Genomic DNA, 24,054 nt, shown 5'->3' with positions numbered 1-24,054 from the left:
GGCTCAACGGGCCCTGTGCGGCGGCGTGGTGGAGCCACCCGCCGCCTTCTCCAGCTGGAACGCCTCGTTGCCCAGGCCGATCCGCGCGTGCACCTGCGGGCGCACCACCTTGAGCACCAGGCCGTAGCCGAGCCCCAGCAGCACGGCCGCGCCGATGATGCCCGGCAGGATCCAGCGCAGCGCGGAGTCGGGGGCGGCACCGAGCAGGACGTGGAAGTCCGTGACCGCGTAGCAGGCGATGACCACCAGGGCCGCCCCGGCGACGCCGGAGGCGAGCAGCCGCGGGGCCTGGGCGCGGGCCGCACCGCGCCGGACGAAGAAGGCGATGACGGCCGCGCTGGCCGCGGCCATGAGCACGATGATGCCGAGGGCGCCGACGTTGCCCATCCAGGTGAACAGATGCAGCACGGGCGCCGTCGGGTCGCCGTGCGGCCGGTCGTCGGTGACCGCGAAGGCCGCCACGGCCAGCAGCGAGACGGCGCTCTGCAGCAGGGAGCCGTGGGCGGGCGCGCCGCTGGTCCGCGCGGTGCGGCCGACGGCCCCGGGCAGCAGGCCCTCGCGGCCCATGGCGAAGGCGTAGCGGGCGACGACGTTGTGGAAGCTGAGCATGGCGGCGAACATGCCGGTCACGTAGAAGACGTGCATGACGTCCGTGAAGGCCGTGCCCAGATGGTTCTGTGCGAGGGTGAAGAGGAGGTCGGGCCCTTCCTTCCGGGCGAGTCCGACGATCTGCGAGGGGCCGGCCGCGACGCCCAGGGCCCAGGAGCCAGCGGCGAAGAGCACGGCGGTGAGGCCGACGGCCAGGAAGGTGACCCGGGCGACGGTGACCTGCGGGCTGCTGGTCTCCTCGGCGTAGACGGCGGCCTGTTCGAAGCCGACGAAGGCGGCGATGGTGAAGCAGAGGGCGGTGCCCAGCCCGGCCCCGGAGAGGGTGGTGGGGTCGAAGGCCTGCAGCGAGAGGCCGTCCTTCCCGGGGCTGCCGAGACCGGAGATGTCGAAGACGGCGACCATCGCGCACTCGACGATCAGCAGGACGCCGAGGACCCTGGCGTTGAGGTCGATCTTCAGCCAGCCGCAGACGCCGATGACCACGACGCCCGCGAGGGCGGGCACCCACCAGCCGACGGCCACCCCGAAGTACTTGTCGAGCAGGCCGGCGACCTCGAAGCCGAAGATGCCGTAGATGCCGAACTGCATGGTGCTGTAGGCGACCAGCGCCACGACGGAGGCGGCCGTTCCGGCGGTGCCGCCGAGGCCGCGGGCGATGTAGGCGTAAAAGGCACCGGCGTTGTGGACGTGCCGGCTCATCTCGGCGTAGCCGAAGCAGAAGAGGGTGAGCACGCAGCCGAGGATGACGAAGAGCAGCGGCTGGCCGACGATGCCCATCGTCCCGTAGATGGTGGGCATGACGCCGGCCGTCACCATCAGCGGCGCGCTGGAGGCGGCCACCGACAGCAGCAGTCCCGGCACGCCGATCCGGTCGGCGCGCAGGCGTCTTTCCAGGCCCTTGAACGTGCGGATCTCGCTGGCTGTGCCCGTCGGCATGGCGGGGTGGTCCTTCCCGTGGGGATGGGCGGTGCGGCCGCGCCAGTCGGGCTGCGCGCCGGCGTCGGTCATGCGGCTCCCAGCACGGCGCGCCGCGCGGCCTGGAAGGCCTGGCCGGGGTCCCGGTCGGGGTAGGACCAGGGGGCGCGGGTGGCGTGCGGGCCGATCCGGGTGAGCAGGGCGGCCGCCTCGGCGGGGCGGCCCTCGTGGAGCTTGGCGTGGGCGAGGTAGTTGAGGTCGACCTTGCGGCGCGGGTGGGTGACGGCGGGTGCGGTGTCGGCAGCGTCCGCCGCGTCGTCAGCGTCGTCGTCGACGTCCCATTCGAGCCACCAGTCGAAGGCGGCCTTCATCACCTGCCGGGCCCGGCGGGTGGTCCAGTGGCCGGAGCGCGCGGGGTCGGCGGGCTCGACGCCGGCGCGGGCGAGGACGCGGAAGCGCTCGGCGTGGGCGACGACGGGCAGCACGGCCAACGGCGAGTCGGCGGGCGCCTGTTCGGCCGCCCAGGAGGCGAAGTCGTAGACCTCGTGCAGCGGGTCGTCGCGGTCGCCCTGCTGGTGTTCGGCGAGGCAGGCGGCCATCAGGTGGTGCGCGTGGTGGTGGTCGCGGTGCCGGGCACGCACCTGGTCGAAGGCGCGTACGCGCTCGTCGTCGGTGCCGGTGCGGCGGGCGAGGATCAGCAGGCAGAGCCAGGGGGTGGGGTCGCGGGGCGCCATCCGGGCCGCGGCGAGGCACAGGGTGCGGGCCTCGTCGGGGCCGTCCTGGCCGCGCACGGCCCGGAAGACGGCGGCGCAGGCGAGGAGGGCGGCGGCGTCGGGGCTGTCGGGCTCGGCCAGTTGCCAGTCGCGGGCCCAGGCGGCGCTGGCGGCGCCCTCGGCGAGGACGACGAGGCGGTGGCCGCGGCGGTCCCAGTCCTCGCCGGTGCAGGCGAGCAGCTTGCGGGTGGCGTCCCAGCGGCCGCGGGCCAGGTCGTCGCGGACCGCGGCGAGGCGGGTGTCGTCGAGCGCGGGGTCGAAGGTGGGCCCGTCCTTGTGCCGGGAACGGCCCAAGGGGGGTGGAGGCGTCATCGGCGTACGTCCCTCCGGTCGCCTCGGCGCTGCGCGCGTAATCGTTATCAGTGACGCACAGCAAACCGGTAGTCACTGCTCCGAGTCAAGACCCGATCTTGGACCTGACCAAACGTCAACTGACGTATCGTCAGGAGTGGTTACCTCCGGTTGCCGGTTCCCGTGCGCGCCGGCAGCCGCGGGCCTCGCCCTAGCCGAGGTCCCGCGCCGCGGCGCGCCCCGCGGCGCGGCCCGAGAAGAGGCAGCCGCCCAGGAACGTCCCCTCCAGGGAGCGGTAGCCGTGCATGCCGCCCCCGCCGAACCCGGCCGCCTCGCCCGCCGCGTAGACGCCCGGCAGCGGCTCGCCGCCGGGGGTGAGGACCCGCGCCGAGAGGTCGGTCTCCAGGCCGCCGAGGGTCTTGCGGGTGAGGATGCTCAGCCGCACGGCGATCAACGGGCCTGCGGCCGGGTCGAGAAGGCGGTGCGGGGCGGCGATGCGGGTGACCCGGTCGCCGAGGTAGCCGCGGGCGCCACGGAGGGCGGCGATCTGGAGGTCCTTGGTGAAGGGGTTGGCCATCTCCCGGTCGCGGGCGGCGATTTCGCGGCGCAGCCCGTCCGCGTCGATCAGCTCCTTGCCGGTGAGGGCGTTCATGCCGCGCACGAGCGCGGACAGGTCGCGCTCGACGACGAAGTCGGCGCCGCGGTCCAGGAACGCCTGCACCGGCCCCGGCACCCCGGCCCGCGCGCGGCCCAGGACGCCGCGAACGCTCCGGCCGGTCAGGTCGGGGTTCTGGTCGGAGCCGGAGAGCGTGAACTCCTTGCCGATGATGCGCCGGTCGAGCACGAACCAGGTGTGGTCGTGGCCGGTGTGCATGATGTGTTCGAGGGTGCCGAGCGTGTCGAAGCCGGGGAACAGCGGCACGGGCAGCCGCTTGCCGGTCGCGTCGAACCAGAGCGGGGACGGGCCGGGCAGGATCCGGATGCCGTGCCGGGCCCAGACGGGGTTCCAGTTCTCGATGCCCTCGGTGTAGTGCCACATCCGGTCACGGTTGACGAGGCGCCCGCCCGCCGCCTCCGTGACGCCCAGCATCGCGCCGTCCACGTGCGCGGGGACCCCGGAGAGCATCCGCTCGGGCGGTTCGCCGAGGCGGCGCGGCCAGTGGGCCCGGACCAGGCCGTGGTTGCCGCCGATGCCGCCGGAGGCGACGATCACCACGGGGGCGCGGAGGGTGAACTCGCCCGCCTTCTCCCGGCTGCTCGCCGCGCCCCGGGCCGCCGTGCTGGGGGCCAGGACCTCGCCGCTCACGGTGTCGACGGCGCCCGCGGTGCGGGAGAGGGCGGTGACGCGGTGCCGGAAGCGCAGGTCCGCCAGGCCGCGGGCGGCGGCCTGGCGCACCTGCCGCTCGAAGGGCTCCAGCAGTCCCGGCCCGGTGCCCCAGGCGATGTGGAACCGCGGGACGGAGTTGCCGTGGCCGGTGGCGTCGTAGCCGCCGCGCTCGGCCCAGCCGACGACCGGGAAGAGGCGCACCCCGAGGCGGCGCAACCAGGCCCGTTTCTCGCCCGCGGCGAAGTCGACGTACGCCTCGGCCCAGCGGCGCGGCCAGTGGTCCTCGGGGCGGTCGAAGGCGGCGGTGCCGAGCCAGTCCTGCCAGGCCAGGGCGTGGCTGTCGCGGATCCGCAGGCGGCGCTGCTCGGGCGAGTCCACGAGGAAGAGACCCCCGAAGGACCAGAACGCCTGACCTCCGAACGATTGTTCCGGCTCCTGGTCCAGGAGGATCGTCCGCCGCCCCGCCGCGGCGAGCTCCGCCGTGGCGGCCAGGCCGGCCAGACCCGCCCCGATCACGATCGCGTCCGCGTCGTACGTCGTCACATCCGCACATCCGCCCTGGTCGGAGAGGTATCGAAAGGACCCTTCGGAAGGGTGTTCGTGCGCGTCCGATCCTCGGGGCACCCCTGATCACAGTCAACCGTTTGACCGGATGAACGGCCGAAAGAGGGGTACTCGACGGTCATCCCGCCCACCGGGCGGCTATCGTTTTTCTGTCAAGTCTCCTACGACCGCCCGGTCTTGAGGTGCGCGACGTGATGGTCTTCGCCTTCGGCGTGAGTGCCGCCTGCTGCCTGGGCGTGGGGTTCGTGCTCCAGCAGAACGCCGCGCAGCGGGCACCGATGAGCGACTTCCTCTCGCTCCGGCTGCTGCTGGACCTCATGCGGATGCCGCGCTGGCTGGCGGGCATCGCCCTGATGGTGGCCGGAATGATCCTCGGCGCCGTGGCACTCGGACAGGGCGAGATCTCGCTGGTCGAACCGCTCCTCGCGACGAACCTGCTGTTCGCCATGGCCCTCTCCCGCTGGCAGACCAAACAGCCGCTCGGCCTCACCGGCTGGGGCGGACTGGTGCTGCTGGCGTGCGGGGTGACCGCCTTCATCGTCGCCGGGCAGCCGCACGGCGGCGACACCGTCACCGACCCGCTGCGGCACTGGCTGATCATCGGGATCATGGTGGGCACCGCGATGCTGCTGGCCGCGGTCTCCAAACGGGTCCGGATGAGCACGGAGGCCGCTCTGCTGGCGGTGGCGGCCGGGCTGCTCTACGGCGTGCAGGACGCGCTGACCCGGGTCAGCGGCGAGCGCTTCGGGCACGGCGGCTGGGCCGCCCTCGTCACCAGCTGGCAGCCGTACGGGGTGCTGGTGATCGGCGTGACGGGCCTGGTGCTGGTGCAGAGCGCCTTCGAGACGGCCCCGCTGCGGATGTCGCTGCCCGCGCTCACCGCGGCCCAGCCGCTGGCCGGCATCGCCTGCGGCGTGGGCTTCCTCGGCGACCGGCTGCGGACCACGCCGGGGGCGCTGGCGTGGCAGGCGGCCGGGCTGGCGGCCATCGTGGTGGGCATCGTGCTGATCGGACGGCATCCGGCGATGCCGTCCGGGATGACGGAGGAGGGGCACATGCGGGATCTTCAGCCGCACTGAGGTTTCATCTCGGTATGACGGATCAGCAACCGCTCTCCGCGGATGAAGTACTGGACATCGTCGACGAGCACGACCGCGTCGTGGGGCAGGCCCCGCGCGGCGAGGCCTATGCGCGGGGCCTGCGGCACCGGTGCGTCTTCGTCCTGGCCCGGGACGGTGAGGGCCGGATCTTCGTCCACCGGCGTACGGACCGCAAACTCGTCTTCCCGTCGCACTACGACATGTTCGTGGGCGGTGTCGTGGGCACCGGCGAGTCCTACGACGAGGCCGCACTGCGGGAAGCCGAGGAGGAACTGGGCGTCAGCGGGCTGGCGGCGCCGACGCCGCTGTTCCGGTTCCTGTACGAGGGGGACGGGGGGAGCTGGTGGTCGGCGGTGTACGCGGTGCGGTGCGACCTGGCGGTCAGGCCGCAGGAGGAAGAGGTGGCGTGGTGGGCCTTTCTCCCCCAGGCGGAGCTGGAGGAGCGGCTCGGGGAGTGGGAGTGGGTGCCGGATGGCCTTGAGGCGTTCCAGCGGCTGCGGAAGGGGAGTTTCCTCTGCCCCTGACCCGCCCCTTCCCGAAACCGGGGCTCCGCCCCGGACCCCGGGCCCCGTAAGGGGCGCGGGGAACTGCGCGAGCAACCACCGACGACCCGCAGCCGACTCACCCCACCGTCACCACGACCTTCCCCCGCACATGCCCCTCGGCAGAGAGCCGCTGCGCGTCCGCCGTCCGTTCCAGCGGAAAGACCTGGGCCACCTCCACCCGAAGGGCCCCCGCCTCCGCCAGGTCCGCCAGAGCGGCGAGGTCCGCCGCGTCCGGGCGGACCCACAGCAGGCGGCCGCCCAGTTCCGCCACCGCGGGGTCCGCGATGGAGACGAGGCGGGCGCCCGGGAGCGTCAGCTCCGGGGAGGTGCGGATGACGCCGCCGCCGACCAGGTCCAGCACCGCGTCCACGCCGCCGGGCGCCAGCGCCCGGACCCGGTCGGCGAGCCCGTCCCCGTAGGTGACGGGCTCGGCCCCGAGCATGCGCAGGTAGTCGTGGTTGCGGGCGCTGGCCGTGCCGATGACGCGGGCGCCCAGGTGCCGTGCGATCTGGACGGCCATCGAGCCCACCCCGCCCGCCGCGGCGTGGATCAGGACGGTCTCCTCCGGGCGCACCCGGAGCGCCTTGACCAGGGACTGGTAGGCGGTCAGCCCGGCCAGCGGGATCCCGGCGGCCTCCTCGAAGGTGAGGTTGCCCGGCTTGCGGGCCAGGGTGCGCACGGGGGCGGCCACGTACTCGGCGAAGGTGCCGCGGGAGAGGAAGTCCTCCCGGACGTAGCCCATGACCTCGTCGCCCTCCGCGAACTCGGGAACGTCCGGCCCGGTGGCGACGACGACGCCCGCCATGTCCCAGCCGGGGACGACGGGGAAGACCGGCTGGAGCGCCCCGTCCAGGTAGCCGGCCTGGGCCTTCCAGTCGACGGGGTTGACTGCCGCGGCCCTGACCCGGACCAGGACGGCGTCCGGGCCGACCTTCGGCTGCGGGAGGTCGCCGTACTCCAGGACCTCCGGGCCTCCGTAGGAGCGGTAGCTGACGGCCTTCATCGCGCCTCCCTCACTGCCTTCGTACCAGCGTCTGCCGCTCCGGCCGGTGCCGCCACCGCAGCGTCCCGGAGCGTGTGGATCTTCCGCAGGCCCAGTCCGGCCACCACGGAGACCAGCAGGAACGCCGCTCCCGCGATGACGAAGGTGAGCGTGAACTGGCTCTCGGCGGGCAGCTTGGGGGCGCCCGGCGGCAGGTGCTCGACGCTCTTGGAGGCCAGCACCGTGGTGATCATGGCGCTGCCGATGGCACTGCCGGTCGAGCGGGAGATGGAGTTGATGCCGTTGGCTATGCCGGTCTGGTGGTGCGGCACGCTGGCGACGATGACGGCCGGCATGGCCGCGTAGCCGAAGCTGATGGCCGCGCCGACGAACATGCCGGCGGCGATGACGGCGTAGGCGTGCTCGTGGTCCAGCGCGATCCACACGAAGCCCGCGGTGCCGATGAGCGAGGCGAGCAGCATGACGGGCCGGGGGCCCTTGTGGCGGACGAGCTGGCCGCCGACGGGGGCGGCGAGCAGCGAGACGACGGTGCTCGGCAGCAGGAACTCGACGGAGGCCCGCAGCACGCTCGCGTCGAAGCCGTAGCCCGCGATCTTCGACGGCATCTGCACCAGGTAGGAGACGCCGATGAAGAGGGCGAAGGAGCCGAAGCCGACGAGCAGGCCGGAAAGGTTGGCGAAGAGCACCGGGCGGTGGGCGAACATCCGCATGTCGACGAGCGGTTCGCGGACCTTGCGCTCGACGAGCGTCCACACGGCGGCCATCACGGCGGCGCCGGCGAAGCAGCCGATCGTGCGGCCGGAGGCCCAGCCCCACTCGTGGCCCTGGGTGATGGGCAGCAGGAGCAGGACGAGGGTGGCGGCCAGGCTGAGCGCGCCGAGGACGTCGGTGCGTCCGCCGGTGGTCTCCCGGGTGGCCGGGACCAGGGCGGCGACGGCGATCAGGGCGAGCGCGGCGAGGCCGGTGGCCAGCCAGAAGGCGCTGCGGTAGTCGGGGTCGTCGCCGGAGGTGAGCAGGCCGGTGGCGACGAGCGCCAGGCCGCTGCCGAAGGCGAGGGTGCCGCTGACCATGGCCATGGCGCCGGGCAGCCGGGCCGGGCGGACCTCCTCGCGCAGCACGGACAGTGCCAGCGGGAAGATCGCGGTCGCGGCGCCCTGCAGGACGCGGCCGACGATGAGCCAGGTCAGGGAGTGGGTCACGGCGGCGAGGACGGAGCCCGCGACCATGACGACGAGCACGCCGACCAGGGTCTGCTTCTTGCCGTGCTGGTCGCCGAAGCGGCCGAGCAGCGGGGTGAAGACGGCAGCGGACAGCAGGGTCGCCGTGGTGACCCAGCTGACATCGGCGGACGTGGTGTGCAGGTCACGCTGGATGAGGCCGAGGATCGGCACGACGAGCGTCTGCATCATCGAGACGACCATGGCGGCGAGGCTCAGGGCGAAGACGATGACCGTCTCGTTTCTGGATTTCACGGGAGTCCTTCGGAACCTTCTCGTTACTTCACGACTTACTTCACGACGTGGATGCTTGAGGTCGTCAAGCAACTGGGGAAAGGTACGCCCGATACTTCAGGTGGTCAAGTTAATAGTTCAAGTGATGAAGCTCTCGGTCCCCCGTATTCTGACGGCCGGTCAAGGGAGGATCATGAGCAACAGCACCACCCCGCACACGGGCACCGAGCCCTACACCGTCCCCCTCGCACCGGGGGTGAGCGCCTACGTCCAGCCCGACGGCGGCTGGTGCCTGAACAACGCCGGGTTCGTGACCGACGGCACGACCACCCTGCTGATCGACACCGCCGCGACCGAGCGGCGCGCGCGGCTGCTGCGCGACGCCGTCACCGGCAGCGGGGCTCCCCTGCCGTCCCTCGTGGTCAACACCCACCACCACGGCGACCACACCTACGGCAACTGCGTCTTCCCCGGGGCCACGGTGATCGGGCACGAGGCCTGCCGCCGCGAGACCCTGGCCGCGGGCCTGCAGCTCCACCTGGCGTGGCCGGATGTCGACTACGGCACCATCGAGATCACCCCGCCCGCCCTCACCTACACGGACACCCTCACCCTCCACGTCGGGGAGACCGAGGTGCGGCTGCTGCACCCCGGGCCCGCGCACACCGTCGGCGACACGATCGTCCATCTCCCGCAGCAGGGCGTCGTGTTCACCGGCGACCTGGTCTTCAACGGCGGCACCCCGTTCGTCATGATGGGCTCGCTCAGCGGCTCGCTGCGCGCCCTCGGGACCCTGCGCTCGCTCGACGCCGAGGTGGTCGTGCCCGGCCACGGCCGGGTGACCGACCCGGGCGTCTACGACACCCTGGAGGCCTACCTCCGCTACGTCGCCGACCTCGCCCGCACCTCCCACGCCGCCGGCCTCACCCCGCTGGAGGCGGCGCAGAAGGCGGACCTCGGGGAGTTCGCCGCGCTCCAGGAGAGCGAGCGCCTGGTGGCCAACCTGCACCGCGCCTACGCCGAACTGGACGGGCTCCCCGAGGGCTCGCCACTGGACCTGATCCCCGTCCTGGGCGACATGGCGGTGATGAACGGCGGCAAGCCGCTCGCCTGTCACGCGTGACGTGCCCTCGGACGGGCCCCAAGGGCCCTGGACGTCATACCGACTGGTCGGCATCATGATCCGCGGCGACATCGACATCGACCACTGAACGACCACTGAACGTCCCATCTTCCCTGCGAGGAGCGAGCGATGAGCAGAGGCGGCACCCCCGGAGTTCCCGGAGTCCCCGGAATCGACCCCGAGCGGCTGAGGGCCTGTCTGGAGCGCGCACGGCCCGGGCTCGTCCGGGGGCCGCTGTCCGCCGAGCTGATCCAGGGCGGACGGTCCAACCTCACCTACGCCGTCACCGACGGCACCGGCCGCTGGGCGGTGCGGCGGCCCCCGCTGGGCCACGTGCTCGCCACCGCGCACGACATGGCGCGCGAGCACCGCGTGATCGGCGCCCTGCACGGCACCGCCGTGCCCGTGCCGGAGCCGCTGCTGCTGTGCGAGGACGAGGACGTCATCGGGGCGCCCTTCTACGTCATGGAGTTCGTCGAGGGCACCCCGTACCGCTCGGCCGCGGAGCTCGCCGCGATCGGCCCCGACCGGACGCGCAAGGTGGTGCTGCAGCTCGCCGACATACTCGCCGACCTGCACGCCGTCGACCCGGCCGCCGTCGGGCTCGCGGACTTCGGGCGCCCGGAGGGGTTCCTGGAACGACAGCTGCGGCGCTGGGAGAAGCAGCTGGAGTCCTCGCGGAGCCGGGAGCTGCCCGGCATCGAGGAACTGCGCGCCGGCCTGGCCGAGGCGCTGCCCGACTCCCCCGCGCCCACCGTCGTCCACGGCGACTACCGGCTCGACAACGTGCTCGTCGGGGCCGACGACACCGTACGGGCCGTCCTGGACTGGGAGATGTCCACCCTCGGCGACCCGCTCACCGACCTCGGTCTGCTGGTGATGTACAGCGAGCAGCGGAACGTCCCCGGCTCGCCGCTCGCCACCACGCGCGAGGCACCCGGCCACCCGGAGACCGGTGAACTCATCGAGCGCTACGCCGCGTTGTCCGGGCGCGACGTCTCCGCGCTGCCCTGGTACACGGCCTTCGCCTACTTCAAGCTCGCCGTGATCCTGGAGGGCATCCACTACCGCTACACCCTCGGCCGCACGGTCGGCCCCGGCTTCGGGGGCATCGGGGCGCTGGTGCCGCTCTTCGTGGGCAACGGCCTGACCATACTGACGAAGGGCTGAGCCGTGGACTTCTCGTTCGACGCGCGCACCGAGGAACTGCGCGGCAGGCTGCTGGAGTTCATGGACGAGCACGTGCACCCGGCGGAGGCCCTGGCCGAGGAGCAGCGGGCCGCGCTCGCCTCGCCGTGGGAGACCCCGCCGGTCGTCGAGGAACTCAAGGCGGAGGCACGCCGACGGGGCCTCTGGAATCTCTTCCTGCCCGATGAGGAGTACGGAGCCGGCCTGACGAACCTCCAATACGCTCCCCTCGCCGAGATCACCGGCCGCAGCCCGCAACTCGCCCCCACCGCGCTCAACTGCGCCGCCCCCGACACCGGGAACATGGAACTGCTCGCCGAGTTCGGCACCGAGGAGCAGCGCAAGCGGTGGCTGGAGCCGCTACTGGACGGCCGTATCCGGTCCGCCTTCGCGATGACCGAGCCGGAGGTGGCGTCGTCCGACGCCACCAACATCGGGACGCGGATCGAGCGGGACGGCGACGCGTACGTGATCACCGGCCGCAAGTGGTACATCTCCGGGGCGATGAACCCCGACTGCGCGGTCTTCATCGTCATGGGCAAGACGGATCCGGACGCGGAGGACGTGCGGCGGCAGCAGTCGATGGTGCTGGTGCCGCGGGACACCCCCGGCGTCGAAGTGCGCCGCGCCATGCGGGTGTACGGCTACGAGGACCACTACCACGGCGGGCACGCGGAGGTCGTCTTCGACGGGGCCCGGGTGCCGGTCTCGCACCTGGTCGGCGAGGAGGGCGGCGGCTTCGCCATCGCCCAGGCCCGCCTGGGCCCCGGGCGCATCCACCACTGCATGCGGCTGATCGGCATGGCGGAATGCGCGATCGAGCTGATGTGCCGCCGGGCGGTGACCCGGGAGGCCTTCGGCAAGCCGCTGGCCCACCAGGGCGTGGTGCAGGAGTGGATCGCGGACTCCCGGGTGGCCGTGGAACAGTTGCGGCTGCTGGTGCTCAAGACGGCCTGGCTGATGGACACGGTGGGGAACCGTGGGGCGCACACGGAGATCCAGGCGATCAAGATCGCGACGCCGCGGACGGTGGTGCAGATCATCGACCACGCCGTGCAGTTGCACGGCGCGGGCGGGGTGAGCCAGGACTTTCCGCTGGCGGAGCTGTGGGCTGCGGCCAGGACGCTGCGCTTGGCGGACGGGCCGGACGAGGTGCATCAGCGGTCGCTGGCGCGGCGGGAGTTGCGCAGGTACGCGTAGGGGGGTGGGGCCTCGGCCCCACCCTTTTCCCGATGTTCCAGGAGAGCTAAAATTTGATGTCGGCTCGCTTCGCAAGCCGGGTCAGCTTCGGATTGCTGCGTTTGTGCAATGTCGTGAGCACCCGCAGGAGTTCCTGGCTTGTGGGATGCACCTTCGCCATCTGCGGAGCAAGGGCCCAAGCCTTCTCCAGGTCCTCCAGAGCGCCGTCACGGTCACCGAGAGCCAGCTTCGACCTCGCGACGTTCATGTGCATGGGGCTTGTTCGAGTTGCCGGCAAGGTCAGTCGACCGCTTGCTGCCAACTCTTCCATGGCTTCGATGGCGTTAGCGTGTCTACGGAGATCGCCGGAAGTGGCAATGACGTGAACGGCTGTGTTCTGCGGGCCGAAATGGATGCCCAGGCGGTTGGCATCTGTGTCGAAATCCTCAGACAGCTGCCAGGCCTTCGCAATGTGGAGATCCGCTGTTCGATGGTCCCTCAGTCGGCCGGCCAGTGTCAGCCCGCGGAGGTGAAGAATCCCCAGGGCGTACGAACGGCCCGTTCCCTTCGTCTTCCCGCTCTCGACCTGTGTAATCGCGCGGTCCACCACGGCCAGCCCGTCCTCGAACTCTCCGTGGTTCAAGTAGACCCCGGCTTCGTCTCGTGCGGCGATAGCCAGCGAGACGGGGCCAGCCTGTTGCGCGGCCAACTTCTGCTTCGTGACAGCGAGGTCGGCAAGCGTCATCCACCTGTGCCTCGCTGCGAGCCAGTACACCGCGGAATACGCCTCCGCGACCATCGCCCACGCTTCCGGGGTCCCAGCCGAGTGGGCATGATTCGTCACGCCGGAGACGAGGCCGGGCAACTTGAGCAGCACCTGACCGAGGTCGGCCTTTCCCCGGATGACGACCATTTCGGCCAGGTCCGCCTTGAGTTTCCTCTCTGTCGCCTCCGGCTCCCGTGGCAGGTCAAAGCGCCTGATAGCTGCGTTGAGAGCCTTCAACGAGTCCTCAGCCCCGACAACAGGGGTGGTCCCGAGGACCACCTCCAAGCTGACGCCGAAGGCTCGGGCCAGTGCTGCAGCCACCCCTTGGGTGAGAGCGCGTTCCCCGCGTTCGATCTTCCCCACGTGGGGACGCGAGAGACCGGCTCGTAGCGCGAGCTCTTCCTGCTTCCACCCACGCTCGTTCCGGAGAACCTTCACGTTCGCCCCCGGCCCGGGGACATCGATGATTGCGCTCATGCCTACCGCCTGCGGCTCCGAATCGGTCTTCCTCACTCCATGGTGCAGCCAACCCCCCGGTTGACGCGGGGCGTTTGGGTACACGCTGGGTACCTCGATCGCTGGCCACACCCGTTGTACAGGTCCAGCCTGTCAGCAAGAAGCGACGAGGAGCGAGCCGTGAACGGTGAGACGCGCAGAATGATTCGGCGGCACCCCGCCAAGGCCACGGATGGGGCACTGGACACCATGCTCGGCGGTGGGAGCCGGTGAGGAGCGCGGCACGCGCCCACCTTGACCTGATGATGGCCGCTCGGGGAAAGGACGGCGCCCTGCTGCTGGAAAGCGCCAAGCTCCAGCCGCTGGCGTGCCGGAGCGACTTGGGCGAGTTGGCAGACGGCGCGGACCTCGCGCCGGGCACGATGCAGTACCCCGACTGCATCTGTGCCGAGCACCGCGAGGGACGGGGCCGGCCGGACTCGACAGTCAGGCTGTCGGCAGCCCAGGGGACGGAGAGCCAGAAGCGCACGGCAACACCGCCCGGCAGTCACTTTGAGGCGGGTGGCAACAGAACTCGATTCGAAGGGGGTTCGACATGTGGCACACGCTGAGCAACGACGACTGCGACCACGATTGGGTGCAGTGGAGCGGAGCCACGCGCTGCCGTAAGTGTGGCGCGACACAGTAACAACGCCGAAAGCGGGAAGGGAGAACCCGTGATCGAACGAGTCGACTGGGAAGAGCTCCCCGCCGAACTGCGCAGCACGGTGGAGGAGCATGCAGGGCGGGTGATCTCCTCGGAGATCGTCGCCGAGGGGCTCAACTGCGCCGCTGCCCTTGTCCTGACCACGGAACGCAGTGGACGTCTGTTCTTCAAGGGTGTGCGCGAAGCCGATGTCGAGGCCGTCGCGGCACTCGGCTGCGAGGCACGCATCAACGGTGTGGTGAAGGACGTCTGCCCCACGGTCCGCCACCGCTTCCGGGCCGGCGGGTGGTCCTGTCTCGCCTTCACGTTCGTCGATGGTCGACATGCCGACCTCGGACCCGGAACGAGTGACCTGACAGCCGTGGCGTCCGCTCTGCAGCGCATGCAGGCGTTCGACGGTTCCGCCTTCCCCGCCCCGCCCTTCGCCGACCGGTTCACGTCGCATCTGCTGCCCGGTGAAGCCGAGTTCCTCGGCGGAACCGCATTGCTCCACACGGACACGAACCCGCACAACATGCTGATCGACAACCGCAACGGCTCCGCCTGCATCGTGGACTGGGCCATGCCGGCAACCGGCCCCGCGTGGGTGGACCCTGCGTGTACGGCCGTGCGGCTCATGGAATGCGGACAGGAACCTGCTGACGCGTTGGCGTGGCTCGATGGATTCACCAGCTGGCGGAACGCGGACCCGAAGGCGATTCAGGCGTTCGTCGACGTCACATGCCGGCACTGGACAGCAACCATGGGCGAACGAGCCGCAAAGCCGAGCAACACCAGATTCCGGCATCTGCTCGGCTTCTCGCGCGAAAGCCGCTGATGTCCCCCTACGGCCGCAACGCCCGCAACAGCAAGTCCGCCAGATGATCCGCCACTTCCCGAGGGCTCAGTGAGCCCTCGGGCCGGTACCACGCGCTCAGGTGGTGCACGGACCCGAAGTGGTAGTCCACCACCAGGTCCGCGGGGGTCGCCGCGGTGAAGACCCCCGCGTGCTGGCCCTCCTCCACCAGGGCGCGGAAGCGTTCGTGGTAGCGGCGGCGCTCCGCGCGCACCTGTTTGAGCTTCTCCTCGCCCAGGTGGTGCATCGACCGGAAGAAGATCGTCGTGTCGTCGAGGTTCTCGATCGTCGTCACCACGACGTCCGCCGCCGCGTCCCGCAACCTCCGTTCCACCGGCGCGTCCGAGCGGGCGAACGCGTCGAGCCGCTCCTGCTGGAGGCGCAGTACGCGCCCGTAGATCTCGTGCAGCAGGTCGTCCTTCGACCCGAAGTAGTGGTAGAGCGCGCCCTTCGTGACGCCCGCCGCCTCCACGATCTCCTGGACGGAGGTCCGGTCGTAGCCCTGTTCCGCGAACAGGCGGGTGGCCGCGGCCAGCAGGCGCCGCGGGACGGGGCGTACGCAGTCGTCCGCCCCGGCGGCGCTCACGAAACAGCTCCCTTCTCCTCCATCGTGCGCTGCAATCGGCTCATGCCGTCGAGCCAGCGGTCCGGGTCGGTGGCCCGGCCCGCGTAGAACGCCGCGGCCTCGGGGTGCGGGAGGATCAGGAAGCGGTCGGCGGCCATCCCGTCGAAGAGGGCGTCGGCCACCTGTTCCGGCTCGACGGCCGTGGGGGCCAGCAGTTCCTCGCCGACCGCCCCGGCGGCGCGCAGCATGTCCGTGCGCACGCCCAGCGGGCAGACGGCGTGGACGGCGATGCCGCGGTGGCGGTAGGTCGCCGAGAGCCACTCGGCGAAGGCGAGCGCGGCGTGTTTGGAGACGCTGTAGGGCGCCGAGCCGAGCATGGTGAGGAGCCCGGCGGCGGAGACGGTGGCGACGAAGCGGCCGTTGCCGCGCTCCAGCCACTCGGGCAGCAGGGCGCGGGCTGCGCGGACGTGCGCCATGACGTTGACGTCCCACGCGGAGGCCCAGGCGTCCTCCGGCGCCTCGGGGCCGCCGGAGGGGGCGACGCCGGCGTTGGCGCAGTAGATGTCGATCGTGCCGCCGAGCGCCGCGCGGGCGGCCGGCACCACCTCGGAGGCGTCGCCGGGGACGGCGGTCGCACCGGTCTCCGCGGCGACGGCCGCGGCCTTGTCCGCGTCGAGGTCGTTGACCACGACGCGGGCGCCCTCGGCGGCGAAGCGCCGGGCGAGCGCGGCACCGATGCCGCCCCCCGCTCCCGTGACCACAACTCCCGCGTCCCGCACGCCATTCACTGTCGGCCTCCTCGGCTCGGCTGCACCGGCACACCAACCATTCGGTATGCGACGGTGCTTAGCACACCCGTACCCCTCAGGTTGAGCGAACATATGAACCCGTCACAGAACGGCTGGACACACCCCCTTGACAGCAGGACGATGCGCCCACATCTGACCTTCTTCAGGGGGACGCCATGGCGGGCATAGGCGTGCAGCCGTACTGGGAGCTGACCTTCGACGCGGAGGGGGATGTCGACCCCCACGAGCGCGAACTACTGGTCCAGGGCGTCCTGGAGCGCAATCTCACCGATCTGGTGCTGTTCGCGCACGGCTGGAACAACGACCGCTCGTCGGCCACCGCCCTCTGCGGCCGCTTCTACGCCCCCTTTCCCGGCCTGCTCGGCCACGCCTCCCGTGACGTCCGGCTCGGCTACGGCGGAGTGATCTGGCCGTCGATGCGCTTCACCGACGAACCCATTCCCCACTTCCCGCCGCAGGCGACCGGCACGGCCGCCGGGCCCGGGCTCCCGCCGGGCACCCGGGAGGCCCTGCTCAAGGTCTTCCCCGGCAGCCGGACCGTGGTGAACCGGCTGGCCGAACTGGCCGAGGAGCAGCCGGAGGACCGGGCCCGGCTGGTGGAGTTCGTCTCCCTCGTGCGCACCCTGGTCTCCGAGCAGCGGCGCGGGGTCGCGGTGGCGGGCACCGCGCCCGACGCGTTCGTCCCCGACCTGGAGCCGCCCGCCGCCGAACCGCCGGGCGCGGAGCCGCTGATGCTCACCGAGGACGTCGAGCGGGTGTGCGCCCGGTTCGCCGACGCCCTGGAGCGGACCGGGGCGCGGACGGCCGCGCTGTTCGGCAGTGCGCTGCAGCGGCTGTGGGGCGGGGCCCTCGAAGTGCTGCGCCAGGGCTCGTACTGGGAGATGAAGCGCCGGGCCGGCACGGTCGGCCAGTGCGGGCTGGGCCCGGCGCTCACGGTGCTCGCGCATTCGGCCCCGGGGTTGCGCGTGCACCTGGCGGGGCACAGTTTCGGCGCCCGGCTCGTGTCGTTCGCGCTGCGCGCCCTGCCGGACGGTGCGGGCGCCGTCCGCTCCGTCACCCTGCTCCAAGGCGCCTTCTCGCACTACGCCTTCGCGCCCCGGCTGCCGTTCGACCACGACCGGGCCGGCGTGCTGCGCGGCCTGGAGCACCGGGTCGACGGGCCGCTGGTGTGCTGCTATTCGCGCCACGACACCGCGCTCGGGGTGTTCTATCCGCTCGCCTCGATGATGGTGGACGACACGGCCTCGCTGTTCGGCCGGGACGACGACCGCTGGGGGGCGCTGGGCCACGACGGCGTCCTGTCCGTGGCGCCCGTCGCCCGGATCCCCCTGGAGCGGGCGCTGGCAGGCGCGTTGCCGTCGCACGGCTTCGCCAGCGTCGACACGTCCGGGGTCGTCCGGCACGGGGGTCCGCCGACGGGTGCGCACGGCGACATCTGCCATCCCGAACTGGCCCGTCTCATCCTGGTCGCCGGGCGGATCGTCCGCTGAACGGAGGGCGAGGATCCGCCAGGTTCGCCCGCACCCCACATCGCCGCGCGCATCGGGGGTAGCAGAGCCGAGTCGGCCGTGACCGCGGCGGCGGCCGACGGGTCCGAATTTCCGATGGATCCGATGGGCGACGTATTACGTCCCTTCCATGTCGATCCGAGTCCGCGCTGCCGGAGGTGGGATGCAGTGGCAGGTTTCAGAGCTCTGGCCCGAGAGGTGCGCAATCCACGGAACACGATCGCGCTGCGACGTACCTCCTTGCGCAAGTGTCTTGAGCGTTTCGCCCCGTACGGGCACCGCGCCACCTGGCGCCACCTGTGCACCCGGGCCGGCCTGGCCCCCGACGACCGGTCCCCGGACCCGGAGCGGCTCGTCGCGGCGCTGGCCGAGCTCGAGGAGGCCCGTGAGGTCTGGCTGGCCTACGAGGTCGAGTTCGCCGTCCGGCGGCGGCGCGAGAAGCACGACGGCATCCGCCAGCCCAGTGCCGTCGACGACTGGCACCGCAACACCTGGGGCGGCTGCGACATCGTGCCCTGCGCGTCCCCCGACGTGCAGCCGGCCGCGAGCCTCGCGGAGGTGCTGCGCCGGGTGATCCGGGCCATGGAGTCCGCACCGGGCAACGCCTGCCCGGTCTGCGCGCAGGAGCGCATCGAGTGGCGCACCGACCTGGAGCGCTACCCGCTGCAGGGACCCGTCTGCACCGACTGCGGCATCGTGGTGCCGGAGTCCGTGCTCACCACCCCCGCCCTGTCGGCGGCCCGCCGCTACGCCCTGGCCGGGCGGTACGCGGTGGTGTGAGAGAGAGCGCCGGGGGCTTGCGGGCGTCCGCGCCGGAGCTCCCCGGCGCACAGTGCCCGCCAGGTCTCAGGACGGCGCCCCGTCAGGGGCGCGGGGAACTGCGCGAGCAACTACGACGCACCCGCAGCCGAAATACTCGGGGCTGCGCCCCGGACCCCTGGGGTGGTGCGTTCGGCTGCGCGCCGGTGGGGGCTTGTCGCGCAGTTCCCCGCGCCCCTGACGGGACGCCCGGTATGGGCGCGTCGTGGCTGGTCGCGCCCACGCGGCGGAGCCGCAAATCGAAACAGCCCCGCGCCCCTTACGGGGCCCTACGGCGCCGGCTCGCCGTAGAGCCGCGAGCCGGTGACGAGGCCTCCGAAGCGGTCGTCCGGGTTGGACAGGGCGCACTTGTCGAGCGAGAGGCAGCCGCAGCCGATGCACTGGTCGAGGCTGTCGCGCAGCGCGCCGAGCTGCTCGATCCGCCGGTCCAGCTCCGCGCGCCAGCTCTCCGAGAGCCGTGCCCAGTCCGCACGGTTGGGGGTGCGCTCGTCGGGCAGCCCGGCCAGCGCCTCGCGGATCGTGGCGAGCGGGATGCCGACGCGCTGGGCGGCCCGTATGAAGGCGACCCGGCGCAGCGCGTCGCGGTCGTAGCGGCGCTGGTTGCCGGAGGTCCTGCGGCTGCTGATGAGGCCCTTGGACTCGTAGAAGTGCAGTGCGGAAACCGCCGCGCCGCTGCGGGCGGAGAGCTGGCCCACGGTGAGTTCCTGGACCTTCTGGGGGATCTGCGGCACGTGCAGACTGTACGCTCTCCGGCACTGTGCCCTGGTGAGCGGGAGGCGACGCGGACATGACCGAGCCCCGGATCTTCACTTCGCCCGAGGCCCTGCGGGCCGCCGTCGGCGAGGAGCTCGGCCCGAGCGGCTGGCTGGAGGTGGACCAGCGGCGGATCGACCTCTTCGCGGAGGCGACCGGGGACCACCAGTGGATCCACGTGGACCCCGCGCGGGCGGCCGCCGGTCCGTTCGGCACGACGATCGCGCACGGCTATCTGACGCTGTCGCTGCTGCCGTCGTTCGTCCCGATGCTGCTGCGGGTGGAGAACGTCCGGATGGGCATCAACTACGGCGTGAACAAGGTCCGTTTCCCCGCCCCCGTCCCGGCCGGCTCCCGGCTGCGGGCCCGGGCGCGCCTCGCGGGGGTGGCGGAGACCGAGGGCGGGGTGCAGCTGACGACGGTGGTGACCGTCGAGCGCGAGGGCGGCGAGAAGCCGGTGTGCGTGGCGGAGTCGGTCAGCCGCTACCTCTGGGCGTAGCCGGCTCGGCGTGGCCGACCATGCGCAGGGCGAGGTCCGCGTAGAGCTCGCCCACCTCACCGGGAGTGTGCCTGCCGTCCTCGCGGAACCAGCGGGCCACGTCGATGCACAGGGAGAGCACGGCACGGGTCGTGCCGCGGACGTCCGGGACGTCGAACTCCCCCGCCGCGACGCCGTCCTCGACGATCGAGCGGACCGCGGCGTCGGTCTCCCGGCGCAGGGCGACGATCTCGGTGTGGTGCTCCTCGCCGAGCGCGCCGAGCTCGTACTGCACGACGCGGGCGGTGGTGTGGTGCTCGGCGTGCCAGCACACGAAGGCCCGGACGGCGGCGGACAGCCGTGCGGCCGGGTCGCCCGCGCCGTCGCGGGCCCGGCTCACGATGTCGAGGGCGAGGCGGTGGCCGATGCCGCTGATGCGGTAGAGGAGTTCTTCCTTGGTGCGGTAGTGGATGTAGAGGGCGGCGGGGCTCATGCCGGCGCGGCCGGCGATGTCCCGGGTGGTGGTGGCGTGGTAGCCGCGCTCGGCGAAGGCCTGGACGGCGGCGGTCAGCAGCCGCCGGGCGGCGTCGGGGGTGACGTCGGCCCACTCCTCGGCCCGGCCCGCGTCCCGCTGCGTCTGCGCATCCATCCCGCGCCCTGCCCTCCCGGCCCGCCGCGGGCCCTCCGCCGACAGAACGACCACCATACCGCCGAAGCTGAGCAAGCGCTTAGGGGGTGTCCGATGGAGTGGCACACCGGTGGCGCGGGCAGCATTCCCGCAGGTCCGCAGCACAGGAGGTCCTCGCATGCCCGACAAACACCCCGGCGGCCTGCCCGTGGCGGCCGCCGCGCTGACCGCGACGGTGGCGCTCTACATATCGCTGGTCGTCTTCGGCAACATCACCGACTTCGACACCAACCGGCAGTTCGTGCGGCACGTGCTGGCGATGGACACGACGTTCCAGGACAAGGCCCTGATGTGGCGGGCGATCACCAACCACGCGCTGCAGGACATCACCTACGTCGCCGTGATCGTCTGGGAGGCGGTGACGGCCCTGGCGCTCCTCCGGGCGACGGAGCTATGGGCCCGGGCGCTGCGGCGGGCGCGCCGCGGGGGCACGGCGGAGTACGGTGCGGCGCGGCGTGCGAGCACGCTGGGGCTGGTGCTGCTGATGCTGCTCTTCGGGGCGGGGTTCATCGCCGTCGGCGGCGAGTGGTTCGCGATGTGGCAGTCGGCGAAGTGGAACGGGCTGGCGGCGGCCGCGCGGAACTTCTTCCTGGCCGGGTTCGTGCTGCTCCTGGTGCAGCTGCCGTCACCGCAGTGGGGCAAGGAGCGGGCCGCCGCACGCGTCTGATCCGATCCATTGACTCCCACCGCCGCGAATCCTACGGTCATCCATAGGAATCCTCGGCGGGTGGGAGTCATGCCATGACCAGTACGGGCGGCGAGCAGGCGCGCAAGACGGCGGAGGGGCTGGAGTACCTGTCCGGCTTCGGCAACGAGCACAGCAGCGAGGCCGTGCCCGGAGCCCTGCCGCACGGGCGCAACTCTCCGCAGCGCGCGCCTCTCGGGCTGTACGCGGAGCAGCTGAGCGGCACCGCCTTCACCGAGCCCCGGCACAGCAACCGCAGGTCGTGGCTGTACCGCATCCGCCCCTCGGCGGCGCACCCGGCGTTCACGCGCATCGACAACGGGGCGCTGCGCAGCGCCCCGTTCCCGGAAGGCGTAACCGACCCCAACCGGCTGCGCTGGAACCCGCTGCCCGAGCCCGCCACGGGCACGGACTTCCTGGCCGGGCTGTGGACGCTCGGCGGCAACGGCGACGCCGCCCAGCGCTCGGGCATGGCCGTGCACCTGTACGCCGCCAACGCCTCCATGACCGGGCGGGTGTTCAGCGACTCGGACGGCGAGCTGCTGATCGTGCCGGAGCGCGGCGGACTGCTGCTGCGCACCGAGTTCGGCCTGCTGCGCGCCGAGCCGGGGCACGTGGCGCTGATACCGCGCGGGGTGCGCTTCCGGGTGGAGCTGCTCGACGAGACGGCCCGCGGCTACGTCTGCGAGAACTACGGTCAGCCCTTCGTCCTGCCCGAGCTGGGGCCGATCGGCGCCAACGGGCTGGCCAATGCACGGGACTTCCTCGCTCCGACCGCCGCTTACGAGGACGTCGAGGGACCGGTCGAGGTGGTCACCAAGTACTGCGGCAACCTCTGGTCGGCCACGTACGGCCACTCGCCGCTGGACGTCGTCGCCTGGCACGGCAATCTGGTCCCGTACGTCTACGACCTGCGCCGCTTCAATGTCATCGGCTCGATCAGCTACGACCACCCCGACCCGTCGATCTTCACGGTGCTGACCTCGCCGTCGGACACCCCGGGGCTGGCCGGCGTCGACTTCGTGGTCTTCGCACCGCGCTGGCTGGTCGGCGAGGACACCTTCCGGCCGCCGTACTTCCACCGGAACGTGATGAGCGAGTACATGGGCCTGATCGAGGGCGCCTACGACGCGAAAGCAGAGGGCTTCCTTCCCGGCGGCGGCTCGCTGCACAACATGATGTCGGCGCACGGCCCGGACCGGGACACCTTCGAGAAGGCGAGCGCGGCCGGGCTGAAGCCGCAGAAGCTGGACGACGGGCTCGCCTTCATGTTCGAGACCCGCTGGCCGGTGACCCTGACGCCGCAGGCGGCGCAGGCCGGTCACTTGCAGCGGGGCTACGACGGGGTGTGGCAGGGTCTGGAGCGTCACTTCCGGCCCTAGGCGGCAGCGCCCCGTCAGGGGCGCGGGGAACTGCGCGACCAGCCCCCACCGGCCCGCAGCCGACACACCACCCCAGGGGTCCGGGGCGAAGCCCCGAGAACCTCGACTGCAGGCACGTCGTGGCTGAGCGCGCAGTTCCCCGCGCCCCTGACGGGGCGCGAAGATCCACCGGACACACCAGGAGCCCTCGCCGTGAGCACCTTCGCCCCCGACTCCCTCACGCTCAACCGCAAGCTGCCGCTGTGGTACCAGGTGTCGCAGTCGCTGCGCGCCTCGATACTCGGCCGCCGGCCCGAGGACCCGCTGCGGCTGCCCACCGAGGACGCCCTCGCCGCTCACTACGGCGTCAGCGTCCTCACCATGCGGCAGGCGCTCAAGGAGCTGGAGGCGGAGGGGCTCATCACCCGGCACCGGCGGCGCGGCACCTTCATCGAGCCGAGCGCCCGCAGCAGTGCGCCCGTGCGGCTGCTGGGCTCGGTGGACGCGATCGTCGCCCAGCAGTCCGGGGAGCGCACGGAGGTGCTGAGCCACGGCCCGGTCCCGGTGCCGGGCGCGCTGGCCGAGCACTTCCCCGGCCTGGCCGAGGCGGTGCACTACCGGCGGCTGCGCTGCGACGAGACGACCGGCGAGCCGGTGAACTGGGCGGAGAACTTCGTCCGCCCCGAACTGGCCGGGCGCATCGGCCCCGCGGACCTGGAGCGCTGGCCGATGACCAAGGTGCTGCGGGACGTGGCGGACGTGCGCATCGGCCGGATCACGGACACGGTGCAGGCGCGGCTGGCGGACCCGGAGACGGCGCAGCTGCTCCAGGTGCCGCTGCTGAGCCCGATCCTGCACTACACGGGCGTCACGAGGGACGAGAGCGGCCGGGTGGTCGACGTCGCCCTGATCCGCTACCGCGGAGACCGTTTCTCGTTCAGCGTCACCGTCGAGGCGCCGTAGCGACGACGGCCACGTGGGCGGGTGTGCCGGAGGATCCGGCCGGCCCCGGGGAAAGGGCGGGCCGTGCCGTACGGGCCGGGGCCGGGCTCAGACGGTGTGGCTGCGGTTGCCGAAGAGCGAGCGCCGCAGCCGGCGCAGCGGGGCCAGCAGGGAGACCCGGGCGGTACGGCCCCGGCTCTTCGCGGCGCGGGCGTGATCACGCGACGTGAGCTCGCGCATCAGCACGGTCGCACCCTCGACCTCCCGCTGCGGCAGGGCGGGGCCGCCCAGTACCGCGAGATGACGGTCGAGGCGCGCACTGGACGCACTGCTCCCGTAGCTGATGGCAGGCACACGAGGCCTGCTGCGCATTGCTATCTGGTCCATTGAGACTCCCCACCCGTACGAGGCACCCGGCCAAGGCAGAGTAACCCTATCGCCCCATCGCGTCACCCGCGCATCGGCGGGGCGGATTCACCACCCCGTCAAGGGCGTTGACGCACCTGGCGTGAACCTGTCGTAACAGCCCGCGAGTTGGCCGGTACGAACAGAAACCGGAGAGGAGGCAATCACGCTCCGTTGCGGTACATTCACCCCGAATTGCTCTCTCGGCGG

Annotated in this window: 23 protein-coding genes; 12 read left to right on the top strand and 11 right to left on the bottom strand. The window is 72.0% G+C overall.

The window, feature by feature from the left end:
* Positions 1-3 precede the first annotated feature (3 nt).
* The 3 genes from ACMATS_RS30105 to ACMATS_RS30095 form a co-directional block, all read right to left on the bottom strand.
* Entirely contained in the window at positions 4-1,545 is a 1,542-nt protein-coding gene (locus ACMATS_RS30105) for an APC family permease (RefSeq protein ID WP_390779261.1), read from the bottom strand.
* Between the two features lie 68 nt (positions 1,546-1,613).
* Positions 1,614-2,609: a hypothetical protein gene (locus ACMATS_RS30100; RefSeq protein WP_391154190.1), complete on the bottom strand. Its 996-nt coding sequence runs from the start codon at positions 2,607-2,609 to the stop codon at positions 1,614-1,616.
* Between the two features lie 190 nt (positions 2,610-2,799).
* Complete coding sequence (locus tag ACMATS_RS30095) at positions 2,800-4,458, bottom strand: FAD-binding dehydrogenase (protein ID WP_414169686.1); 1,659 nt, start codon at positions 4,456-4,458, stop codon at positions 2,800-2,802.
* A gap of 215 nt (positions 4,459-4,673) precedes the next feature.
* Here ACMATS_RS30095 and ACMATS_RS30090 point away from each other — a divergent pair, with 215 nt between their 5' ends.
* Both ACMATS_RS30090 and ACMATS_RS30085 read left to right on the top strand, forming a co-directional pair.
* Entirely contained in the window at positions 4,674-5,558 is an 885-nt protein-coding gene (locus ACMATS_RS30090) for a DMT family transporter (RefSeq protein ID WP_414170822.1), read from the top strand.
* Positions 5,559-5,572: 14 nt separating this feature from the next.
* Positions 5,573-6,103 carry an NUDIX hydrolase gene (locus tag ACMATS_RS30085; RefSeq protein ID WP_414169685.1) on the top strand — a complete coding sequence of 177 codons (531 nt, stop codon included), beginning with the start codon at positions 5,573-5,575 and terminating at the stop codon, positions 6,101-6,103.
* A 97-nt stretch (positions 6,104-6,200) separates the two neighbouring features.
* Here the strand turns inward: ACMATS_RS30085 and ACMATS_RS30080 are convergent, their stop codons facing one another.
* Together ACMATS_RS30080 and ACMATS_RS30075 are read right to left on the bottom strand one after the other, a co-directional pair.
* A complete protein-coding gene (locus tag ACMATS_RS30080) occupies positions 6,201-7,127 on the bottom strand; it encodes an NADP-dependent oxidoreductase (protein WP_390778922.1) in 927 nt (308 codons plus the stop codon).
* Positions 7,124-8,599 carry an MFS transporter gene (locus ACMATS_RS30075; RefSeq protein WP_414169684.1) on the bottom strand — a complete coding sequence of 492 codons (1,476 nt, stop codon included), beginning with the start codon at positions 8,597-8,599 and terminating at the stop codon, positions 7,124-7,126. The genes ACMATS_RS30080 and ACMATS_RS30075 overlap by 4 nt, the downstream gene beginning before the upstream one ends.
* 172 nt (positions 8,600-8,771) lie before the next feature.
* On the opposite strand from ACMATS_RS30075, the gene ACMATS_RS30070 reads away from it, so the two are divergent.
* The 3 genes from ACMATS_RS30070 (at position 8,772) to ACMATS_RS30060 (ending at position 12,089) form a co-directional block, all read left to right on the top strand.
* Positions 8,772-9,701, top strand: coding sequence for an MBL fold metallo-hydrolase (locus tag ACMATS_RS30070; protein ID WP_390778921.1), 930 nt, complete (start codon positions 8,772-8,774; stop codon positions 9,699-9,701).
* Positions 9,702-9,830: 129 nt separating this feature from the next.
* On the top strand, positions 9,831-10,871 hold the full coding sequence (locus ACMATS_RS30065; RefSeq protein WP_414169683.1) for a phosphotransferase family protein: 1,041 nt from the start codon (positions 9,831-9,833) through the stop codon (positions 10,869-10,871).
* 3 nt (positions 10,872-10,874) lie between these two features.
* Entirely contained in the window at positions 10,875-12,089 is a 1,215-nt protein-coding gene (locus tag ACMATS_RS30060; RefSeq protein WP_414169682.1) for an acyl-CoA dehydrogenase family protein, read from the top strand.
* 46 nt (positions 12,090-12,135) lie between these two features.
* Here ACMATS_RS30060 and ACMATS_RS30055 read toward each other — a convergent pair whose 3' ends face one another.
* Positions 12,136-13,311 (bottom strand): helix-turn-helix transcriptional regulator, encoded by a 1,176-nt coding sequence (locus ACMATS_RS30055; protein ID WP_414169681.1) that lies wholly within the window; start codon positions 13,309-13,311, stop codon positions 12,136-12,138.
* 695 nt (positions 13,312-14,006) lie between these two features.
* On the opposite strand from ACMATS_RS30055, the gene ACMATS_RS30050 reads away from it, so the two are divergent.
* A complete protein-coding gene (locus tag ACMATS_RS30050; protein ID WP_414169680.1) occupies positions 14,007-14,813 on the top strand; it encodes a phosphotransferase in 807 nt (268 codons plus the stop codon).
* Positions 14,814-14,820: 7 nt separating this feature from the next.
* On the opposite strand, the gene ACMATS_RS30045 is transcribed toward ACMATS_RS30050, so the two are convergent.
* Together ACMATS_RS30045 and ACMATS_RS30040 are read right to left on the bottom strand one after the other, a co-directional pair.
* Positions 14,821-15,417 (bottom strand): TetR/AcrR family transcriptional regulator, encoded by a 597-nt coding sequence (locus tag ACMATS_RS30045; protein ID WP_414169679.1) that lies wholly within the window; start codon positions 15,415-15,417, stop codon positions 14,821-14,823.
* Complete coding sequence (locus ACMATS_RS30040) at positions 15,414-16,184, bottom strand: SDR family NAD(P)-dependent oxidoreductase (protein ID WP_390778915.1); 771 nt, start codon at positions 16,182-16,184, stop codon at positions 15,414-15,416. The genes ACMATS_RS30045 and ACMATS_RS30040 overlap by 4 nt, the downstream gene beginning before the upstream one ends.
* A 176-nt stretch (positions 16,185-16,360) precedes the next feature.
* Here ACMATS_RS30040 and ACMATS_RS30035 point away from each other — a divergent pair, with 176 nt between their 5' ends.
* Positions 16,361-17,695, top strand: coding sequence for a serine-threonine protein kinase (locus tag ACMATS_RS30035; protein WP_414169678.1), 1,335 nt, complete (start codon positions 16,361-16,363; stop codon positions 17,693-17,695).
* Positions 17,696-17,881: 186 nt separating this feature from the next.
* On the top strand, positions 17,882-18,493 hold the full coding sequence (locus tag ACMATS_RS30030) for a hypothetical protein (RefSeq protein WP_336415792.1): 612 nt from the start codon (positions 17,882-17,884) through the stop codon (positions 18,491-18,493).
* Positions 18,494-18,801: 308 nt separating this feature from the next.
* On the opposite strand, the gene soxR is transcribed toward ACMATS_RS30030, so the two are convergent.
* Positions 18,802-19,263, bottom strand: a complete 462-nt coding sequence (gene soxR / locus ACMATS_RS30025; RefSeq protein WP_390782421.1) for a redox-sensitive transcriptional activator SoxR — start codon at positions 19,261-19,263, stop codon at positions 18,802-18,804.
* 56 nt (positions 19,264-19,319) lie between these two features.
* Here soxR and ACMATS_RS30020 point away from each other — a divergent pair, with 56 nt between their 5' ends.
* A complete protein-coding gene (locus tag ACMATS_RS30020; protein ID WP_414169677.1) occupies positions 19,320-19,784 on the top strand; it encodes a MaoC family dehydratase in 465 nt (154 codons plus the stop codon).
* On the opposite strand, the gene ACMATS_RS30015 is transcribed toward ACMATS_RS30020, so the two are convergent.
* Positions 19,762-20,412, bottom strand: coding sequence for a TetR/AcrR family transcriptional regulator (locus tag ACMATS_RS30015; protein ID WP_414169676.1), 651 nt, complete (start codon positions 20,410-20,412; stop codon positions 19,762-19,764). The two genes, ACMATS_RS30020 and ACMATS_RS30015, sit on opposite strands and share 23 nt — an antisense overlap.
* Positions 20,413-20,569: 157 nt before the next feature.
* On the opposite strand from ACMATS_RS30015, the gene ACMATS_RS30010 reads away from it, so the two are divergent.
* From ACMATS_RS30010 to ACMATS_RS30000, 3 genes are all read left to right on the top strand, one after another.
* Positions 20,570-21,118: a DUF2165 domain-containing protein gene (locus ACMATS_RS30010; protein WP_414169675.1), complete on the top strand. Its 549-nt coding sequence runs from the start codon at positions 20,570-20,572 to the stop codon at positions 21,116-21,118.
* A 74-nt stretch (positions 21,119-21,192) separates the two neighbouring features.
* Positions 21,193-22,518 (top strand): homogentisate 1,2-dioxygenase, encoded by a 1,326-nt coding sequence (gene hmgA / locus ACMATS_RS30005; RefSeq protein WP_414169674.1) that lies wholly within the window; start codon positions 21,193-21,195, stop codon positions 22,516-22,518.
* Positions 22,519-22,710: 192 nt separating this feature from the next.
* Positions 22,711-23,460 carry a GntR family transcriptional regulator gene (locus ACMATS_RS30000; protein ID WP_414169673.1) on the top strand — a complete coding sequence of 250 codons (750 nt, stop codon included), beginning with the start codon at positions 22,711-22,713 and terminating at the stop codon, positions 23,458-23,460.
* Positions 23,461-23,547: 87 nt separating this feature from the next.
* Here the strand turns inward: ACMATS_RS30000 and ACMATS_RS29995 are convergent, their stop codons facing one another.
* Positions 23,548-23,826, bottom strand: a complete 279-nt coding sequence (locus ACMATS_RS29995; protein ID WP_390782415.1) for a hypothetical protein — start codon at positions 23,824-23,826, stop codon at positions 23,548-23,550.
* Between the last annotated feature and the right edge of the window lie 228 nt (positions 23,827-24,054).

It is taken from the genome of Streptoverticillium reticulum, from assembly GCF_047456005.1.
Lineage (GTDB): Bacteria > Actinomycetota > Actinomycetes > Streptomycetales > Streptomycetaceae > Streptomyces > Streptomyces reticulum.
Note: the sequence above shows the minus strand (reverse complement) of the source record. Positions and strands in the feature narration are given on the sequence as shown.

What these genes read in the sequence shown, in the direction of transcription:
- ACMATS_RS30105 (WP_390779261.1), bottom strand. Translation starts at nt 1,545, where the DNA reads ATGCCGACGGGCACAGCCAGCGAGATCCGCACGTTCAAGGGCCTGGAA.
- ACMATS_RS30100 (WP_391154190.1), bottom strand. Translation starts at nt 2,609, where the DNA reads ATGACGCCTCCACCCCCCTTGGGCCGTTCCCGGCACAAGGACGGGCCC.
- ACMATS_RS30090 (WP_414170822.1), top strand. Translation starts at nt 4,674, where the DNA reads ATGGTCTTCGCCTTCGGCGTGAGTGCCGCCTGCTGCCTGGGCGTGGGG.
- ACMATS_RS30085 (WP_414169685.1), top strand. Translation starts at nt 5,573, where the DNA reads ATGACGGATCAGCAACCGCTCTCCGCGGATGAAGTACTGGACATCGTC.
- ACMATS_RS30080 (WP_390778922.1), bottom strand. Translation starts at nt 7,127, where the DNA reads ATGAAGGCCGTCAGCTACCGCTCCTACGGAGGCCCGGAGGTCCTGGAG.
- ACMATS_RS30070 (WP_390778921.1), top strand. Translation starts at nt 8,772, where the DNA reads ATGAGCAACAGCACCACCCCGCACACGGGCACCGAGCCCTACACCGTC.
- ACMATS_RS30065 (WP_414169683.1), top strand. Translation starts at nt 9,831, where the DNA reads ATGAGCAGAGGCGGCACCCCCGGAGTTCCCGGAGTCCCCGGAATCGAC.
- ACMATS_RS30055 (WP_414169681.1), bottom strand. Translation starts at nt 13,311, where the DNA reads ATGAGCGCAATCATCGATGTCCCCGGGCCGGGGGCGAACGTGAAGGTT.
- ACMATS_RS30035 (WP_414169678.1), top strand. Translation starts at nt 16,361, where the DNA reads ATGGCGGGCATAGGCGTGCAGCCGTACTGGGAGCTGACCTTCGACGCG.
- ACMATS_RS30020 (WP_414169677.1), top strand. Translation starts at nt 19,320, where the DNA reads ATGACCGAGCCCCGGATCTTCACTTCGCCCGAGGCCCTGCGGGCCGCC.
- ACMATS_RS30015 (WP_414169676.1), bottom strand. Translation starts at nt 20,412, where the DNA reads ATGGATGCGCAGACGCAGCGGGACGCGGGCCGGGCCGAGGAGTGGGCC.
- ACMATS_RS30010 (WP_414169675.1), top strand. Translation starts at nt 20,570, where the DNA reads ATGCCCGACAAACACCCCGGCGGCCTGCCCGTGGCGGCCGCCGCGCTG.
- hmgA (WP_414169674.1), top strand. Translation starts at nt 21,193, where the DNA reads ATGACCAGTACGGGCGGCGAGCAGGCGCGCAAGACGGCGGAGGGGCTG.
- ACMATS_RS29995 (WP_390782415.1), bottom strand. Translation starts at nt 23,826, where the DNA reads ATGGACCAGATAGCAATGCGCAGCAGGCCTCGTGTGCCTGCCATCAGC.